17 protein-coding genes are annotated in these 17,433 nt (G+C 33.3%); all 17 read left to right on the top strand.

The window, feature by feature from the left end:
- Positions 1-38 precede the first annotated feature (38 nt).
- The 17 genes from LC419_RS00795 to LC419_RS00715 all read left to right on the top strand — a co-directional run bounded on the left by LC419_RS00795 (position 39) and on the right by LC419_RS00715 (position 17,278).
- Positions 39-1,730: a sodium:solute symporter gene (locus LC419_RS00795; protein ID WP_223605548.1), complete on the top strand. Its 1,692-nt coding sequence runs from the start codon at positions 39-41 to the stop codon at positions 1,728-1,730.
- 29 nt (positions 1,731-1,759) lie between these two features.
- Complete coding sequence (locus tag LC419_RS00790; protein ID WP_223605547.1) at positions 1,760-2,278, top strand: DUF2911 domain-containing protein; 519 nt, start codon at positions 1,760-1,762, stop codon at positions 2,276-2,278.
- A 338-nt stretch (positions 2,279-2,616) separates the two neighbouring features.
- On the top strand, positions 2,617-2,946 hold the full coding sequence (locus tag LC419_RS00785) for a hypothetical protein (protein ID WP_223605546.1): 330 nt from the start codon (positions 2,617-2,619) through the stop codon (positions 2,944-2,946).
- A 147-nt stretch (positions 2,947-3,093) separates the two neighbouring features.
- Complete coding sequence (locus tag LC419_RS00780; protein ID WP_223605545.1) at positions 3,094-3,405, top strand: hypothetical protein; 312 nt, start codon at positions 3,094-3,096, stop codon at positions 3,403-3,405.
- A gap of 497 nt (positions 3,406-3,902) precedes the next feature.
- Positions 3,903-4,598: a hypothetical protein gene (locus tag LC419_RS00775; protein WP_223605544.1), complete on the top strand. Its 696-nt coding sequence runs from the start codon at positions 3,903-3,905 to the stop codon at positions 4,596-4,598.
- Between the two features lie 88 nt (positions 4,599-4,686).
- Positions 4,687-6,645: a type IV secretory system conjugative DNA transfer family protein gene (locus LC419_RS00770; protein WP_223605543.1), complete on the top strand. Its 1,959-nt coding sequence runs from the start codon at positions 4,687-4,689 to the stop codon at positions 6,643-6,645.
- 142 nt (positions 6,646-6,787) lie between these two features.
- On the top strand, positions 6,788-7,195 hold the full coding sequence (locus LC419_RS00765; RefSeq protein ID WP_223605542.1) for a M23 family metallopeptidase: 408 nt from the start codon (positions 6,788-6,790) through the stop codon (positions 7,193-7,195).
- 3 nt (positions 7,196-7,198) lie between these two features.
- Complete coding sequence (traM, locus tag LC419_RS00760) at positions 7,199-8,356, top strand: conjugative transposon protein TraM (RefSeq protein WP_223605541.1); 1,158 nt, start codon at positions 7,199-7,201, stop codon at positions 8,354-8,356.
- Positions 8,357-8,398: 42 nt separating this feature from the next.
- Positions 8,399-10,756 (top strand): TraG family conjugative transposon ATPase, encoded by a 2,358-nt coding sequence (locus LC419_RS00755; protein ID WP_223605540.1) that lies wholly within the window; start codon positions 8,399-8,401, stop codon positions 10,754-10,756.
- Positions 10,753-11,610: a DUF4138 domain-containing protein gene (locus tag LC419_RS00750; protein ID WP_223605539.1), complete on the top strand. Its 858-nt coding sequence runs from the start codon at positions 10,753-10,755 to the stop codon at positions 11,608-11,610. Before LC419_RS00755 ends, LC419_RS00750 begins: the two co-directional genes overlap by 4 nt.
- 21 nt (positions 11,611-11,631) lie before the next feature.
- Positions 11,632-12,129, top strand: a complete 498-nt coding sequence (locus tag LC419_RS00745) for a hypothetical protein (RefSeq protein ID WP_223605538.1) — start codon at positions 11,632-11,634, stop codon at positions 12,127-12,129.
- Positions 12,130-12,173: 44 nt separating this feature from the next.
- Complete coding sequence (locus tag LC419_RS00740) at positions 12,174-12,764, top strand: hypothetical protein (protein WP_223605537.1); 591 nt, start codon at positions 12,174-12,176, stop codon at positions 12,762-12,764.
- 30 nt (positions 12,765-12,794) lie between these two features.
- Entirely contained in the window at positions 12,795-13,349 is a 555-nt protein-coding gene (locus LC419_RS00735) for a hypothetical protein (protein WP_223605536.1), read from the top strand.
- Positions 13,350-13,369: 20 nt separating this feature from the next.
- A complete protein-coding gene (locus tag LC419_RS00730) occupies positions 13,370-13,924 on the top strand; it encodes a hypothetical protein (RefSeq protein ID WP_223605535.1) in 555 nt (184 codons plus the stop codon).
- Positions 13,911-14,489, top strand: a complete 579-nt coding sequence (locus LC419_RS00725; RefSeq protein ID WP_223605534.1) for a hypothetical protein — start codon at positions 13,911-13,913, stop codon at positions 14,487-14,489. The genes LC419_RS00730 and LC419_RS00725 overlap by 14 nt, the downstream gene beginning before the upstream one ends.
- Before the next feature lie 57 nt (positions 14,490-14,546).
- Positions 14,547-15,377, top strand: coding sequence for a hypothetical protein (locus tag LC419_RS00720; protein ID WP_223605533.1), 831 nt, complete (start codon positions 14,547-14,549; stop codon positions 15,375-15,377).
- Positions 15,378-15,607: 230 nt separating this feature from the next.
- The gene (locus tag LC419_RS00715) at positions 15,608-17,278 is read left to right on the top strand and encodes an SGNH/GDSL hydrolase family protein (protein WP_223605532.1); all 1,671 of its coding nucleotides are present in this window, start codon (positions 15,608-15,610) and stop codon (positions 17,276-17,278) included.
- Positions 17,279-17,433 lie beyond the last annotated feature (155 nt).

Below are 17,433 nucleotides of genomic sequence, written 5' to 3'. Positions count from 1 at the left end.
CAGATCGTATTTTATTATTGGTTTACTAAATCCTGGGCATGAGTAATATAGATTGGACCGTTCTCATTTTTACACTTGTTGCAGTGGTGGTTTACGGCGTATTCATCGGTCGTGGCCAAAAAAGCAACGAATCCTACCTGAAAGCAGATAATAAAATGCCCTGGTACATTGTGCTGATAGGGATTATGGCCACACAGGCAAGTGCTATTACTTTTCTTTCGGCACCGGGTCAGGCATATACAGACGGGATGCGTTTCGTTCAGTATTACTTTGGTTTGCCTTTGGCGATGATTGTGATCTGTATCACTTTCATTCCTATTTTTCAACGCTTAAATGTTTACACGGCTTATGAATATCTGGAAAACCGTTTTGATAAAAAAACAAGGGTACTCACTTCACTGCTTTTTCTTTTTTCGAGAGGGTTATCAACAGGAATCAGCATTTATGCACCGAGTATCATCTTATCAAGCGTTTTAAACTGGAATATTTATTTAACCAATGTTTTAACGGGTGGCATTCTGTTGATCTATACCTATGTTGGCGGTGCAAAAGCAATTGCTCACACCCAAAAATTACAGTTTCTCATTATTCTGGGAACCATGGCTTTTGCAGGGTATCTGCTTATTCAGAATATGCCGAATGGAATTGGTTTTAAGGATGCGCTTTATCTGGCGGGGAAATCCGGAAAGCTCAATGTCATCACCACAGAATTCGATTGGAAAGATAAATACAATATTTGGAGCGGGCTCATTGGCGGTTTTTTTCTGGCACTTTCTTACTTCGGTACGGACCAGAGTCAGGTCGGGAGGTATATTACTGCAAAAGACAATACCAATGCAAAAATGGGCTTGCTGTTGAACGGATTGGTTAAAATTCCGATGCAGTTTGCCATTCTTCTGATCGGTGCCTTGCTTTTCGCCTTCTTTTCTCTAAAACCGGCTCCGATTTATTTTAACGAACGCTCTTATCAACATTTGAAGGAAACACAACCTGAACAGGCTTCGGTTTTTGAAAAAGAGCATCAGAATCTGCAATTAAAATTTAACGAAGAATCGAAAGAAATTCTAAAGTTGAAAGAAACTCATTCTCCCCAACTAAAAAAAACAATTCAGGATTTTAAAAATACACAAACCCAGGTAAAAGCTCTTCACGACAGGGTAGAAGAAGCGATCAACAATTCAAACTATAATGCCGAGAAAACGGATACGAATTATATTTTCCTGTATTTCGTAAAAAACACCTTGCCTGTAGGAATGATCGGTTTACTGTTTGCCGTCATATTTCTGGCCAGCTGGGGTTCAATTTCTGCAGCACTGAATTCTCTTGCTGCCTGCTCATTAAAAGATGTTCATTTGATATTTAAAAAAGAAATTCCTGATGATGCCACAGAATTAAAGTACAGCCGACTGCATACCTTAGCCTGGGGGATTTTCTCAATTGGTGTTGCCATGTTTGCCACTCAGATGGGTTCGCTTATTGAAGCGGTTAATGTATTAGGTTCTCTTTTCTACGGTCCAATCTTGGGGATTTTTCTGGTCGCCTTTTACTATAAAAAAATCACCGGTCCCAATGTATTTATGTCTGCTATTTTATCAGAAATTGCGGTTATCGCCGTTTATAACTTTGATATCGTTTCTTTCCTTTGGCTTAATGTCATAGGGGCAGCGGCAGTCATTATATTTTCGGCAAGCGGTTTACTGTTTTATAAGCCAAAAGCAGTAAATTCGTAAAAGAACAACAAACAACAAACAAAAATATTATGAAAACAATGATCAAATCTGTTACCGTCCTTTTTGCTGCAATGACGATGTCAGTCAATGCATTTGCACAGGATACTAAAAAACCAGCCAGTCCTCCGGCTACAGCTACAGGAAAAATTAAAGATGCAACCATTACCATATCCTATAGCAGTCCTTCTGTTAAAGGTCGTGCAATCTGGGGTGGATTAGAAGCGTATAATAAAGTTTGGCGCGCGGGTGCCAATGAAGCCACTACTTTCGAAACCGATAAAAACATTACCGTTCAGGGTAAACCGCTGCCTGCAGGTAAATATAGCTTTTTCCTGATTCCTAAAGAAAGCGGAACCTGGACTGCAATTTTTAATAAAGAGCCAAAGCAGTGGGGCGCTTATAAATACGAAGAATCTAAAGATGCTTTACGTGTAGATGTAAAAACAAAAGCTTTACCGGCAACACAGGAAACTTTAGTGTATAAAATAAACAGCAATGGATTCACAATGGATTGGGATAAAATCTCAGTTCCTGTAGAGATAAAATAAAATTAAATAGAAGAAATTAAAATCCCGTTAATGCGGGATTTTTTTTGTTTAAAATAGTAGTACAGACAACCACCCATTGCTATGGTTTCTTAGCAACAAAAAAATGGTTGCCAGTAACAATAATGGCCAATAGATTGAAAAACAGATCCCAAAATCTGGAGATGGGACAGTATATCACGATTCATTAATATTTTTTACTAAGCAAAATTATACAATAATAAAGAAAAGATATACTAATTATTCGCTGTCAATCAATGTAATTTTGCTAAGAATTAATTTCCTCCTCGCAGATGTAGTAAGGTCTCAAGCGAATTTTTTTTGTAATGATAAAGAACTTTATGGAATATAAAACCCCAAAAACGTTGGAAAGGACCCCTTTAATCTTTGGCTATCCTGTAATTACCGCTATGATAGTTGTGATATGCTTGATGTTGTTCCTTTTTATTGTATTTAAAAAGGTACTATTATCATTAGTGTTTTTAGTAATTCCTATCCTGTATTTATATATAATAAAAAAGTACCCTAGACAAGGTGAATTTAAAGAGTTTTTTTTTGATTTTAAGATGGGAGTACAATGTATCAGATTTGATGAGAAACTAGAAAATGTGATTAGTGTAAATTCAAAAGATTTAAAAAAAGAATCAACAGAGGCATTATCAAATTCTTAATTGATCTATTAGGATTAGTTAAATGTCTTATTTACCAAAATGTTTTGTGGGCTATTATAGAATATTATAATTCTGTAAGATGCTAGTGATAAAATTAGGATATTAGATTTTCAACAGATAAACATAAATGAATAAAAAAATTATAAAATGATAGAAAAAATGAAACATTTGAAATTTAATAGAAGAAATTTGTTTGCATTATTATTGCCAATGAGTAGTTTATTATATTCTCAAACAGGAGGAGGTGCAGGAACGATTGATGCAAAAATTACTGGATGGACAAGCACTCTTAAGACATCATTGAATGCAGGAGTTGCTGCTTTTGCAATCGTTGGTGCTTTCCTGATATTTGTTCAGTATATGCAAGGTAACGAGCAGGCTCAAAAGAATTTTGTCCGTTTTGTAATAGGTTTAGCTATTTTTGGTTTGGTTGATGTCATTACTCATGTATTCATTTAGAATATAAATTTCTTTATATAGTATTGTTAGATTTAAGACGTATGTGCTAAGTAGTATATATAGCTTTTTCTTAAATTAACACGACCTATCTCTGCAGGAATTATTGAATACTTCTAAAATATAAAATTATTCAGCATCATTTTTTCAATTACTGTTTCTTAAAATTTTGCTTGTGGCGTGTATCCTAATAGTACGTCCATTAAGTGCACCTTTAATTTAACTGTGAAATTTAAATTTTTTCTTACCTCTTCAAATATTGAAGAAGAAGGAAGGGCGTTAGCTTGAATGGAAGCTGAAAATAAAGGATGAGGTAACAAATGATAGCAGGTGTGTAAAAGTAATTAAAAAGGTGAGCTAGTTAATATTGCTCCAATATCAGAAAAAAAGGGATGGAAATCAATATTTCTATGTAAAAATTGTAGAAAGCCTCTTTTAAAGTTAAAATATTCAGATAGAGTGCTTTTATCTGTATCATAATTATCAATATTCAAATAACAATGGATTTAAAAAAACTACGTGAAATTCCTTCTACTTATTCTTTAGTTAAAAAAGCATTATTTCTCAGCTTTTTTATCACAATAGTAGCTATAGTTTCTAGTTCAATATGGGCCGTTTATGTAAGTAAAGTTTTTACTAAAAAAATATATGTTATCACGGAAAAGGGACAGGCTGCCATTGCAAATTCTATGAATAATGATCAGGACTATGAAAATTACAGGTTGCCTGAGATTAAGAATCATATAAAAGTATTTCACAGATTATTTTTTGGATATGATCAATTTAGTTATGATAAGAATATAAATGATGCATTATACCTAATTGGGAACTCTGGAAAGCAATTGTATCTATCTCTTAAAGCAAACGGGCATTTTGCGAGAATACAATCTCAAAACCTGGTTCAGAAACTGGATATAGACTCAATTAAAGTTAATGACAAAGAATATCCTTATCAGGCATCTGTTTATGGGAAGCTCAGTGTCTCCAGAGTTGATCAGAATGTGAGTACAAAAAATCTGTTTTATGCTTCATTCGATTTATATAATGTGGCAAGAACTGAAAATAATCCTCATGGTTTACTTATTGAAAACTATCTGTTCAAAAGTAAGGGGTTTGAAAATGCTTCTGTTGAGGATGGAGGCAATGGTGAGCAAGAGCTTAATACAGAAGACTCTCAGAAGGCGGAGGATAATTAGTATCGTATTTTGAGATCCTTTTTGATTGTTAAGTATTGGTAGATAATTTAGAATTCCAACAATTGGATTCTATAGTAATTTTTATATAATGAAAAATGATAAATATTCCTTAGATATTTTAATTATATTTTCTTTTTTAGTAAGTATACTATTTGTTTTAGTAGATATTTATTATTCAAAGTATAGTTATGTAGCTGAGAGAAACTTGAGTAACGAGTATATTAATATATTCATCATAAAGTTATTTTCTACTTTCCCCCTCATTAAAAATCCTTTATTATTAAGGGCTTTAAGCCTTACTATTGTTACCTTTTGTTGTTTTGGTTTTGAAGTTAAGAGAGAAGTAGGAGAAAATTCTTCTTTTATGAAGAATATAATAGTAGCAGGATCTTCTCTTGTAATCTTCTTAAGCATATCGGTTTTGAAGATTGAAATTATATCTTATACTATTATATCTTTTGCTTCTTATATTATTTATATAGTTGGTTTTTTAAAATTGAGAAAATTTTTCAATTTTTATGACAAGAAGGATGAATTTAATGATAAGAATCTAATCTTTGAACAGGAGAAAGTCGTTAAGAAGAATCCTTATTCAGTGAATTTTAAAACAGAAAATGGGGTAATTAATGTGGTGAATCCTTTTAGAGCAACTATGGTTTTGGGAACTCCAGGATCAGGAAAGTCTTACTCTGTGATTGAAGAGTATATACGGCAGCATATTCAAAAGCAATTTTCGATGATGGTCTATGATTTCAAATTTCCTGCACTGGCAAAAGAAACATTTGCTTTTTATGAGTATTATAAAGAGAAATATAAAATAGAACCTCGTTTTTGTGTGGTTTCTTTAGATGATTTGGAGAAATCTAATTTTGTGAATCCTCTGGATCCTCAATTGATAAGGAAAGCTGCAGACGCAATTGAAGCATCACAAACCATTTTATTTAATTTGAGTAAAGAATGGATTACTGAAAAAGACTTTTTTGCTCAATCCGCTATTTCTTATTTTGCTGCCTGTATTTATTTCTTGAGAATTTATGAAGACGGGAAGTTTTGTACGTTGCCTCATGCAATATCTTTAGCTTCTTTGCCGGATGAAAAAGTATTTAAGGTTTTTGGTAAATACTCAGAACTGAGGTTCTTTATGACTCCCTTTGCAGATGCATTAGCAAAGCAGGCTTACGAGCAGCTTTCAGGTCAGACAGCTTCTGCGAGAATACCCCTGTCTCAGTTGGCAACAAAGGAATTGTTTTGGATAATGGGTAATAATGTTTTTCCTGAAGAGAATATTTCATTAAGTATCAATAATCCCGAAAGTCCATGCATACTAATTATTGCCAACTCACCAAGTACCCAAACAACTAATTCTCCTGCTTTAGGGCTTGTGGTTACACAGCTTTTAAAAGAAATCAATCAGCAGGGAAGGCAGCCTTGTTCAGTAATATTGGATGAGTTGCCAACAATGTATTTTATGGGCTTAGATAACCTGATTGCAACGGCCAGATCCAACAAAGTTTCTACCACCATCGGAATGCAGGACCTTGAACAGCTGAAGCGTGATTACGGTGATAAAGTAGCGGAAACAATATTTAATATCGTTGGTAATATTTTTAGCGGTTCAGTAAGAAGCGAGACGGCTAATAAGCTTCAGGAAATATTTGGAAAGAAAAAGCAAAAATTAAAAAATGTAACAATTGATACTAATAATTCATATTCTATCAATGAGAATTTAGAATATGCAATTCCGGTATCGACTATATCTCAGCTTTCCCAGGGAGAATTTGTAGGGGTTGTTGCTGATAATTTCGGAGAAGAAATTAGCAGGAAGATTTTTAGAGGAAAAATAGAAGTAGAGAAACGTACTGATCAGATAAAGAAGGAGATACCAACAATCATAGAAGGAGAAATGATCGATGAGGTTCTGAATGGAAATTTTGAAAGAATTGTAAAAGAGGTAGATATTCTTATTGAAAACGAATTATATAGAATTTCCCAGGAGGAAGAAGCTGATAGGGCCAGTGAGCCGTCGTCGCATGGTGGCACTTTATAGAATTGTTTTTTTGTAATTGAAATAAATGTATAATGATGGTAACTTCCTTATGTATATAGTATTTAGCAATAAAAATAGGTTGCCTCCTGTGTACTTTATTTTTCTTATGGCATTTACCTTCCAAAAATTAAAATCACAAAAGATGATGCCACCGGTTGAATCCTATAATAAAATTGTTTCATCAAATTACGGATATCGAAAGCATCCTATTAATGGAGTGATTAAAAAGTATCAAGGTGTTGATTTTTCTGTACCTAGAGGAACTGCTGTATTTTCTACCTATTACGGTATGGTCGTAAGTTCAAAGTACGAGAGAGGATACGGGAATACCATCTTAATTGATAACCAAGGAGGTTTTAAAACCAGATATGGACACTTAATGTCTTTGTTTGTTGGAAAAGGTGAATACGTAAAGCCTGGACAGCTGATAGGATTAAGTGGAAATACAGGACATTCTACAGGTCCTCATCTACATTATGAAATAATAGTTGAAGGTAAAAGAATAGACCCTTTACTGTTTCTGAATATTATGTGTAATAACAGTTTATAAAATATGTTTGCAAATCTAGACAAGAAAAAGAAAATCATTATTGGGGTTGTTTTTGTGGCTGCTTTAGGGATTCTTATTTTGATTATGAGCCTGATACTGTTCCCAAAAATGAAGGAGTCCAATGATAAATTGATTTTAACTCCTAATGTAGATGAGAAACAGCTTGAAGAAAAGTCAAAATTAGAAATTTATAATCAGGATGAGAGGGACTTGAAGAAGTATTTTTCAAAAGATGGAAAGTATGGTATAGATACCGAACTTCCGGAAGATGAAAAATTAATGCAGGGACAGTTTCAGAACTTTGATGGCCAAACTGAAGAAAATGACTATGCCAAAAGGCAGGAGCGGTATATGAAGGCTTTATCTAATATTTCTTCACAAGAAAGAAGTTACCCTTCTAATTCTGGCTATGATTCCGATTATGGTTCCAGCTCTGAAAGTAGTTTGAGTAAAATATTTGAGATTCAAGATAAGATCCGTTCAGGATTAGCTGAAAATGCTGCCTCTCATAATTTCCCGGATTCAGGTAATACTTCACAAACCAAAGAAAGCAAAAAGAATGTAGCTAAAAGTGATATTCGCGATCAAAAGAATTTTTTCCGGGGAACAACAACTGGAAGTAATAAAAAGATTTTGCAGCTGATTCCTTCAGAAACCATAGAGCAGAAGAGAATATTAGACAAGAATATTATTCCTATCAGAATAAAAGAAGATATGAGGCTTTCAGATGTTTCAGGAGGACTGGTCATTCCTAAGAATACGATTGTATATGGAAGAATATCTTTAGGGGAAGACCGGATCAACATTGATATTGAAAGTTATAAAAAAGATAATGTTCTTTATCTGCTAAACTTTAGAGTTTACGATTATGATGGAAGAGAAGGTATTCATATGAATAATCATTCCTGGCTTAAAATTCCATCAACAGTTTCGAAAGATGTTTTTGATTATTCCATTGAAAGAGGAACCAATGCAAGCGGATCTATTTTAGGCGGTACCAATACCGGGATAGATTTAAAGGAGGCTAGAAACCTGGCAATTTTATCAGCAGGAAAAGAAATAAGTAAAGAAGTATTTGAGAAAAAGAGAGTGTTTTTACCTAAAAAATACCAATTATGGATCAATATAAGATCCTCAAATGATACCTCTGTTTCTAATTAGAATGGTCTTATAAAATGGTATTAAAAATTATTTCCTAAGAGTATGAAAGATATAGATATCAAAAAAATATTTAACATATTAGCTGTAGATGATGATTTGTTAATTAGTAAAAAAGGAGATGTTAGTCTGGTCTACAAAGTTATGCTTCCTCAGATCTATTCGCTTGATAGCGATCAGATTGAGCAGATTAGTGTTATTTTTGATAAGGTAATCAGATCTTTACCAGCCGGAACAATTTTACAAAAACAGGATTTCTTTTTTGTAGACGCTGTCACAGAGCATGTATCTGACAGCCCTAATTTTTTATCAACAAGTGATAACAGGTTTTTCCATGAAAAGCCGACCATGAGTCATGAGTGTTATCTCACTATCATAAAGGATTCTAAAAGTAAAGTAAGTATACTTAATAATTCCAGCCAGTATCATAAATATTTAGACGGAATAGATGATTTTATCAAGGCAGTAGAATCGAGTCTTTCATTTTTAACAAAGGAAAGTTTTTTCTCTGTAGAAAGATTGAATAATGATCAGATTATTGCTCTTTTAGGAAAATATTTATCTCTTTCGAAAGAAGGGGAGACTAATCTGAGAGATATGTTTTTTGACAGGAACTTGCAAATAGGGAATAAATTTGCGGAATTATATACCATATCTTCCAATAATCAACTTCCTATTACTATTAATAGTACCATCAAAAGCATTGAATATTCTACACCTAAAACTGATTTTAGAATTCCTTTTATACAGCCGGTATCTACAGGCCTGGATGTAAACCATATTTACAATCAGGTGATTTTTATTGAGGATTCAGAAAAAGTCTTTTCTTCCCTCAAGACCAAGATGAATCAGTTTAAAAGTATGGCAATACTTTCGAGAGAAAATCAGGTTACTTATCAACAGGTAGAAGATCTGGTAGAAGATGTTTTGGAAAGGGAATTAACATTTATTTATCAGCACTTTAGTGTGATAGTCTGGAATGTTTCGCAGAAAAAATTGGAGAATGACGTAAACTTATTAGAAAATGCTTTCAGAGATTTGGGAATTACTCCTTATCAAGTTAAATATGCTTTAAAGGAATTATATATGAATAATTGCCCTGGAGCCCCTGCTTATATTTCAGAGAATCATAAATTTATTGGTATATCCGAGCAAACCTCATCATTACTGAATTTTGAGTCCTATTACGAGAGCAATAAAGATGGAATTCTTTTCTGTGACCGTAAGAATGAATCTCCCTTACGTCTTGACTTATGGGATGAGCCTATTAAAAAGGGGATCATCGTGAACAGAAATAGATTAATTTTCGGACCTTCAGGAACCGGGAAGTCATTTTTGATCAATCACATTGCTAGTCAGTATTATGAGCAGGGTCATCATATTGTAATGATAGATATAGGAAACTCTTATAAGAAGTTATGTGAATTGGTGAATGGTGTTTACTTTACTTATGATTTAAACTCGCCTTTACAGTTTAATCCTTTCTATTACTATGATGAAGATGAAATCAACATAGATAAGAAAACCTTTCTACTTTCATTGATCTTTTTCTTGTGGAAAGGAGAAGAGGGGGCTTCAAGAGAAGAAAAACAAATACTGTCCAGCTATCTGAATATTTATTACGAACATGTCGTCAAAAATGATATTTTTCCATGTATGTCTACTTTCTATGAGTTTATATCAGAAAATACGGCTGTTGAAGAAGAATCCAATTATTTTGACAAGGTCAGTTTTAAACTCTCACTTAAAGATTTTTACGACGGACATTATAAAGATATACTCAATGCAGCAGAACCTGCTGATCTTATTCATGAGCGTTTTATTGTATTTGAAATGGACAATATCAAAGACCATCCCATACTGTTCCCATTAGTTACCATGTTGTGTATTAATCTGGTGATGACTAAGATTCAAAAGATTCCTGGAGAGAAAAAATCAATATTTATAGATGAGTGTTGGAAACCTATCTCTAAGGGAGAGATGGCGGAGTTTATTAAGTATTTGTATAAAACTGTTCGTAAGTTTTATGGAGAGGTTGCCATTGCAACCCAGGATTTGGAAGATATTTTAGACACTGCTGCCGGGCCTGCGATGGTGAATAATACAGATACTTTGATAATGCTTTCACATAAAAAGAAAATGGCATCTAAAGATAAGTTTTCTAAATATTTATCACTTAGTGAATCTGATCTTCAAAAACTTTACTCTACAGACAAAGGAGAGGTGTATGTGAAAGTAGGAAGTATGTCTAACGTATATAAAGTCAAAGTATCCCCTGAAAGATACGCATGTTATTCTTCCAATGCTGATGAAAACAAAGTAATCCGGGATATATATGAAGCAAAAGGAAACATGTCTGTGGCCATTAATGATTTTATTGATTTAAATTCTCAAAAGAAATGAAAAAACACATTGTATTATTTATTCTATTTTTTATATGTTCTCAGATGTCTTTTGCCCAGGAAATATTGGAGCCTTTACCTCAGCGTCAGGCAATTGAAGTTTCAGATGTGAAGACAACACACATTATTTTTGATGAAAAAATAAAGTATGTGGATGTGGGATCTACTTATTTCGTTGCAGATACCATTGGTAATATGCTAAAATTAAAACATACGGGAGAAGAGGTGGAGGATCCAAAGAGCAAACAGGCGAATCTTACTGTTATTAACGGTAAAGGAAGCTATTATTCTATAGATATGGGATACAACAGAAATCCGGATATCACAACATATAAGGCGGTGGAAACCATTACAAAGATAGATTACTTTGCAAAGGAAAATATAAACAAAATTGAAAAGGAAGAAAAGACAGCACAGGATCTTCAGGAATTGTGTATGTTATCTGAAAATGCTCCTTCTACCGTAAAGATTAAAGATAATAATGATGGATTGAACCTGACTTTAAATGGAATCTATTACAGAATTCAGAATAAAATTGTCTTGCGCGTAGAGATTTATAATACCTCTAAAATCACTTTAGATATAGACCAGATCCTTTTCAGATCAAAACTTAAAAATAATAATGCGGCAAAAAAAGATTATGTTTATCAGGAGAGAATACTGACACCCGTAAAATCCTGTGGCGAGCAGCGAAATATAAAATTGGGTGAAACAAGAGTCCTCACCTTCATTTTTGACAAATTCACATTAAATGAAGATGAGATATTGAGTCTTGAAGTAGGGGAATATGCCGGAGGCAGAAGTGTAAATATTCGCATTCCCAGAAAGAAGCTTTTATTTCCGGAGTATATATAAATATATTTAATGTATCCAAATATGAAATATCTGATTCTGCTGTTGCCGTTTTTTTCACTGCCGTATAAGGGACAATTACCCTACTTTGATCCCCCGGGTTTAGTGGCAAGAATTTTTGAGAAGAATGCTACTAATGATTATGAAAAAGCGACAAAGAAAAGCTTAGATGAGCTGGTTCAAATTGATGCTATCAATGAATTTGAAAATTCAGCCAGGACTACGATTTCTAAAAAGAACCTGATCAACTTTGCCAGCTATTCCACCGTTTGCAATCCTTACCTTAATCCTGTTAAAAAAAGCAAGTGCAGAAAGAAACTGGCATATATTAAAGCGGCGAATAACATATTAGAAGATGTATTTATAGTAGGGGTAGGGATAAAGATTAACCGCGGAAACAGAGAAAAACTGGATGAAGGATTTATAAGTACTTTAAATTTTCTGACCAAGGAATTGGATGAAATGAAATATGAGGCGGAGCAAAGTAATCTTTTCTACAAATTAGGTCTTGTGCCTAAGTAACTTCACCATGTATTCATCTATAATAAGTTTTAACAAATAGTATTATGAAAGCATTACCCATCTTGTTTTTTTTAACATTTCAGCTATTTTCAGCGCAGTTTGTACATGTTGCCATACATTTGAATAATACAGATTCAGATACAAGGAAAAAGCTTGCCGAAATTCTTGTGCATACCACTTCAAGAGCTGTGCAACTAAAGCTCCAAAACGATTACCTGGAAGAAATGATTAAGAATGATGAAGAATTTTTAGAAAGGAATTATAAAAAGTCAGATAAATTTGATAAGCAAAATAGTTTTATTGTTAAATCTTTAACTACCGGGGCTTTAGGTGTAGGACCTGTGATATTGAATAAGTTTAAAAAACTTCCTTATATCACCAATGTTAAGAATGATTATTTACAATCTTTAGCATTAGATAAATTAGTACTTCTCTCCCTCCAAAATGTTGATGCCTCAAAAATAAAAGCGTCTGAAAGACAGGAGATTTATAGAATTCGTGACCTGCTGGTAAGAGTATATTCTAAAAATGATAAGGAAGTTTTTGGTATCATGACTTTACCTGCTTTGGCACTTCTCATACAATCTAATCCGGATCTCATCCAATTGATAAAAAATCTTGAAATTATATTTTAGTTTTCTACGCAACGATAAACTTACTCCGATATGTATAGGTTTCTAATAGTACTGTTATTATTTGCTTTTATAAGAGCTTATTCTCAACCGTTTGCCAATAACCCTATTGGCCCTATATCTGACGTTCCTTCAGGAACACTTTCAGGTGTAACTCTTGGACTTAATATGGCGTTAGAAGGAAGAGAAAAAACAACTGAGAAAAGGACCAAAGATTTTTTAAAAGAGTATAGAAAAAGGCTTCAATATTATGGTGGTTTTGCTTGGCTTTCTACGGTAAATAATATTATCAATAATGTCAAAGACAGATCCCGCAGGCTTACGCAAGATAATGAAAACCTTTCTTTCCTGTTTTATTCAAAAAAGAAAGAGAACAGGGTGTATTTACTTTCAGCAAAAAGCCAGATTGAGCATATGTCTTCCAATTTCTTAAGTGGTGAAATTAATACCATTTTGGGAGAAAAATTCAATCTGTATGAAAACTTGAGAACATCACTATCTGCTATTAATCGGGAACTTGATAGAGTAGAGGAGAATATAAAAGAGAGTAATCTAAGGAGGAAATTAGTTCAGCAATTTGTTAAATAATTAATATAAACTTTAAAGTCATGAATATGATATTTATTGATTTCAAAGCATTCGGTGCAAAGGTTTTTTTTTCAGTATCATTATTATTATCTGTATTTCTCAAATCTCAGATCGTCATTAATGTCAATTTAAGCTGGCAAGCCAATGACCTTCTATCAAAGGAGCTGTATAAGGATATTGTTTCAGCACATCGAAAATTACAAGGGTACGCTATAACAAAAACAGCTGTTGTTGCAAGAACAAAAGAGATTTACATTGAACCTAATAAGGAACTTACCCGTATATCATCTGATTTAACTTCAAAAAAAGATGATGTATTGAAATTCGTGTCCAAAACAAGTTATGATTATATAAAGGATAAATATCCGATAGTGGCTACTTCCCCTCTTTCAAGTGGTAAAGTCTCAAATATTTTAGTAAGAAGAAGATTCTCAAAGAAATTTGATTCAGAGAAAGAAAACATTACGAATTATCTGAATACTACCAACTATATTCCTGAAGGTGAACGGCTGCGCTTCATTCAGCAGGCATTAGATAAAATAATAAGAGTAACGCTGGAAGATGAAACATATTAAACTGATATTCACATTCCTGCTTCTTTTTAGCTTTAGTGTTTTTTATACACAGACATGGGCTTTTGATATTAATGATTATGTAGCTGCAGGAACCAAAACCTTAACTATTGCAGGATTAGGAGGGGAAATTGCTCTAAAGGACGAACAAAATAAGTTAATTGAAAAACTTATAAAGCTGGAAAAAAAGATTGATGATAAAAAGAGTGTAGCAAACATAAATAGCCTTGCACTTGCTGCTGCTTCTATTGCTACGATTGAAACTACCAAAAAAGATATAAAAGATATAAAAAAGGTTATTGACATTATAAAATTCAATCCATTATTTCTTAAACATTCTTTGATCAAGAAAGCTGGTGATCTTGAGACAGAAAACAGATATTTAGATGAAGCCCAATCTGACTATTACAGATATTTAGCATCAGGAATTCTTTCCGGAGGTGTGGGGCAGGTGTATACTGTTTTTGGAAAGCTTTTAATAAGGATTATGAAAATCCGAGCCACTGTTTTCTCTATAAAGAAAGACCTACAATCCTTATCGGTCATTAATAAGGTCTTAATTAAATAATAAATAATAGCATCTGTAAAATGAAAAAGTTATAGGTGGTTAAAAAAAACAAGCTAAATGACAATAGATGAAATATTAAATCAATATAGATCAATTCTTCAGACCAGATTTGATCTCTTTATTAATGAGTCGAGACCGTACGTTCTTCTCATAGCGGTTACATTTACTTTTATTTTTGTTGGGTATAAAGTAATGAAAGCAATGTCTGATCCAGATGAAAAGATTGGACGAGATACTCTTTTAAGACCCATTCTCACTCTTATGGCTATCACATTATACATTCCTTTGGTAAAATTATTATTATTTGATACTGTAAATATTTTATCAGATATAATAAAACATGGTGCCTATAAAGTGACAGGAAGAAGCCCAGGTGATTTTGAGCAAGCCTTTCAAACTGCAGTGACACATGTACAGGGAACAGGGGCAGATGGAAATGGAGTTTATGATGTTCTGCAGATCAATCCTTTTTTAGAACTTTTTCATATCATTATTTATTTTATTGCTTCTGTTGTTGGAGGATATATATTATTAAGACAATTATTGATGATATTTGTTTATTACGTTTTGGGAATATTTGTTTTACCATTTTCACTTATTGTTTCTAATGAAAGAATTCTGAAGTCATGGTTCTTTGGCTTCCTGTCTATACTGCTATGGGAACCCATATTAACAATTTTAAAAGTGATTATAGTTCTTTTGCCTGTTGGAAATACAGAATTTACTAATGTCCTGCTTTCTATTGCTTTTCAGGTTATAATGATCCTTATGGTATTGAAAGTTCCGCAATTCGCTAATCTTTTAGTAGATCCCGAATCAGGGAATAAATTTAGTAATAAGGCTGGATCTGTTCTGAGAAGTATACCTGGAAAAATTTTTAAAAGTTAAGGTCTAAATAAAACATGTCTGAATGATATGTATTTAGTTTTAATTGAGGGGCTCTTTTTAGCGTTAAAATAAATTGCAAAAAACTAATGAAACTTAACTGAAAGGTATAATCTTTTACCTTAAGTTTTTCATAAAGGATGAGTTTTGAATCAGCTTTTATGTGGTATTAATGTATTAACTCGAGTATAAATAACAAGATAAAACAATAAAATATTTTAAATTTTTTAATTATGATAGATAGAATAGTCATTTTAGGAGATAGTATGTCGGATTTTGGTATTAAAAAAAATACCATAACAGGTCTGTTAGCAAGGGCTACTGGTGCGATGCGTGTTAATTCTGTGGGGCGTTTTAGCGACACAAAAAATTGGGCTGATTTTATGTGGGAATGGTCTGGTGGTGAGAGTTTAATAGATGGTAAAGATAAGAAACAGGCTAATGCTTTAACGGAGAAGCATATGTCTCTAAAAGAGTCAACTCATGGAAGCCCTGGTAACAGGTTGTCTTTCGTAAACTATGCGGTAGGTGGGGCAGTAGTTAACGAAAGGGAAAAGTTAGCCAACAAAATAGGCCTGACCACCATGATAGAACAGAAAGAAAAATATTTCAAAGAATTAGATCATGATACATCTAAGTCTAAAAATACGTTACATATTGTTTGGATTGGTTTAAATGATACTGTTACTGACGGTAAAGACCCCGAATTAATGAAATCAATCGTTGCTCAGGTCAAAGATTTAACTGATCAGATTCGTGATCGTGTTGCTCAGGATGGGGGGAAAGCATATTTTATGGTGATCAATAATCCTTCTCCGGTAGAAGCTGTACGTTATGCTAAATCCCAGAACGATCCAACAGTACTTAAAGCCCAGGAAGCTACTTTGGAGTTTAACAAACACCTCAAAGAAGCATTTCCAGATAAATATGATGATACGATGGTTGTGGATATGTATAAGGCGCTTAAAACCAATTTATATCATTTACGTCTTATAAAAGCTGCACAGCGCCACGGAAGAAAAGTAGAATTTGAAAAATCAGAAAACAGTACGGATACTTCGCTGGCCAATACACTAAAAGAATTTGAAGGCATATATAAAGATACTAAAGGAGGTAAAGAAGTATTCGCTGAAATTCAACCGCTTTTAGATAAAGCACTTAAAAGTGATAATGAGATTATACTTCATAAGGAAGTTGGAGATTTAATCATAAAGAAAATGGCGGATCCTAAGACATCAGCTGAAAAACTTCCAAGCATAAAGGCGATCAAAAATGCATTGATGGTTAGCGGAACCTATCCTAGCCAGATCGATTTTGTAGCCAAGTACTATCAACAAATAAAACCCGAAAAACATCAAGAAGATATTGCGAAACTTCGGGTAGAGCTTGATAAAGTATTTGCAAACAATCTTCCTAAACAGTTGGAGGATAATTTAAATGTTGCAAATACAGCGTTATACGATACGGTTGCTTCTTTGTTGAGAGAAAATAAAGACGGTGTATTTAGGAACGACAATAGTACATTTAGAAAATTATTGGATAATATAACAGCCAGTAACTTGGGGTTTGTAGCTACATCAGATGGAGCACACCCAACTCAGGCAGCTCATAGAAGTATTGCTTTAACTATAGCTTCTCATCTCATTCAAGGCTTTTCTGTTTCCCCCAGTCCTGATTTTATACAGAAAGCACAAGATGCACTCGTTGAGGCTGAAGTTTTTGAAAAAGAAGTAAAGATTCCACTTACTCGTTCAAATGATCAATCAGCTCTTAGTAAATTTACGACACCTACTGTGGAGGCAAACGAAAAGGCGATTCTTGCTTCTAAAGCCCTAAAACAGGAGCAACAAAAAGGCATACAACAAGAAAAGCCTAACACTAAGACGTTTCATACCAGCCTTTAAAGGTAAACGGAATCGGTCTGGTAGATTCATTTAAATAGGTTAATTATAGTTTACAAAGCTATTATGTTAAACATTAAGTATACTTGGAATTTAAGCGTTACATGGTAATTCTTTTTAAGGGAGTTAAATTTTAATTGACTGGCATTTTTTATTAT

Source organism: Chryseobacterium sp. OSA05B (genome assembly GCF_019970065.1).
Taxonomy (GTDB): Bacteria; Bacteroidota; Bacteroidia; order Flavobacteriales; family Weeksellaceae; genus Chryseobacterium.
The sequence above is the reverse complement of the archived record's forward strand: the minus strand, read 5'-3'. Positions and strand labels throughout refer to the sequence as shown.

Bases quoted from the DNA above. Each gene is read 5' to 3' on its own strand.
- LC419_RS00795 (WP_223605548.1), top strand. From the start codon at position 39: ATGAGTAATATAGATTGGACCGTTCTCATTTTTACACTTGTTGCAGTG.
- LC419_RS00790 (WP_223605547.1), top strand. From the start codon at position 1,760: ATGAAAACAATGATCAAATCTGTTACCGTCCTTTTTGCTGCAATGACG.
- LC419_RS00785 (WP_223605546.1), top strand. From the start codon at position 2,617: ATGGAATATAAAACCCCAAAAACGTTGGAAAGGACCCCTTTAATCTTT.
- LC419_RS00780 (WP_223605545.1), top strand. From the start codon at position 3,094: ATGATAGAAAAAATGAAACATTTGAAATTTAATAGAAGAAATTTGTTT.
- LC419_RS00775 (WP_223605544.1), top strand. From the start codon at position 3,903: ATGGATTTAAAAAAACTACGTGAAATTCCTTCTACTTATTCTTTAGTT.
- LC419_RS00770 (WP_223605543.1), top strand. From the start codon at position 4,687: ATGAAAAATGATAAATATTCCTTAGATATTTTAATTATATTTTCTTTT.
- LC419_RS00765 (WP_223605542.1), top strand. From the start codon at position 6,788: ATGATGCCACCGGTTGAATCCTATAATAAAATTGTTTCATCAAATTAC.
- traM (WP_223605541.1), top strand. From the start codon at position 7,199: ATGTTTGCAAATCTAGACAAGAAAAAGAAAATCATTATTGGGGTTGTT.
- LC419_RS00755 (WP_223605540.1), top strand. From the start codon at position 8,399: ATGAAAGATATAGATATCAAAAAAATATTTAACATATTAGCTGTAGAT.
- LC419_RS00750 (WP_223605539.1), top strand. From the start codon at position 10,753: ATGAAAAAACACATTGTATTATTTATTCTATTTTTTATATGTTCTCAG.
- LC419_RS00745 (WP_223605538.1), top strand. From the start codon at position 11,632: ATGAAATATCTGATTCTGCTGTTGCCGTTTTTTTCACTGCCGTATAAG.
- LC419_RS00740 (WP_223605537.1), top strand. From the start codon at position 12,174: ATGAAAGCATTACCCATCTTGTTTTTTTTAACATTTCAGCTATTTTCA.
- LC419_RS00735 (WP_223605536.1), top strand. From the start codon at position 12,795: ATGTATAGGTTTCTAATAGTACTGTTATTATTTGCTTTTATAAGAGCT.
- LC419_RS00730 (WP_223605535.1), top strand. From the start codon at position 13,370: ATGAATATGATATTTATTGATTTCAAAGCATTCGGTGCAAAGGTTTTT.
- LC419_RS00725 (WP_223605534.1), top strand. From the start codon at position 13,911: ATGAAACATATTAAACTGATATTCACATTCCTGCTTCTTTTTAGCTTT.
- LC419_RS00720 (WP_223605533.1), top strand. From the start codon at position 14,547: ATGACAATAGATGAAATATTAAATCAATATAGATCAATTCTTCAGACC.
- LC419_RS00715 (WP_223605532.1), top strand. From the start codon at position 15,608: ATGATAGATAGAATAGTCATTTTAGGAGATAGTATGTCGGATTTTGGT.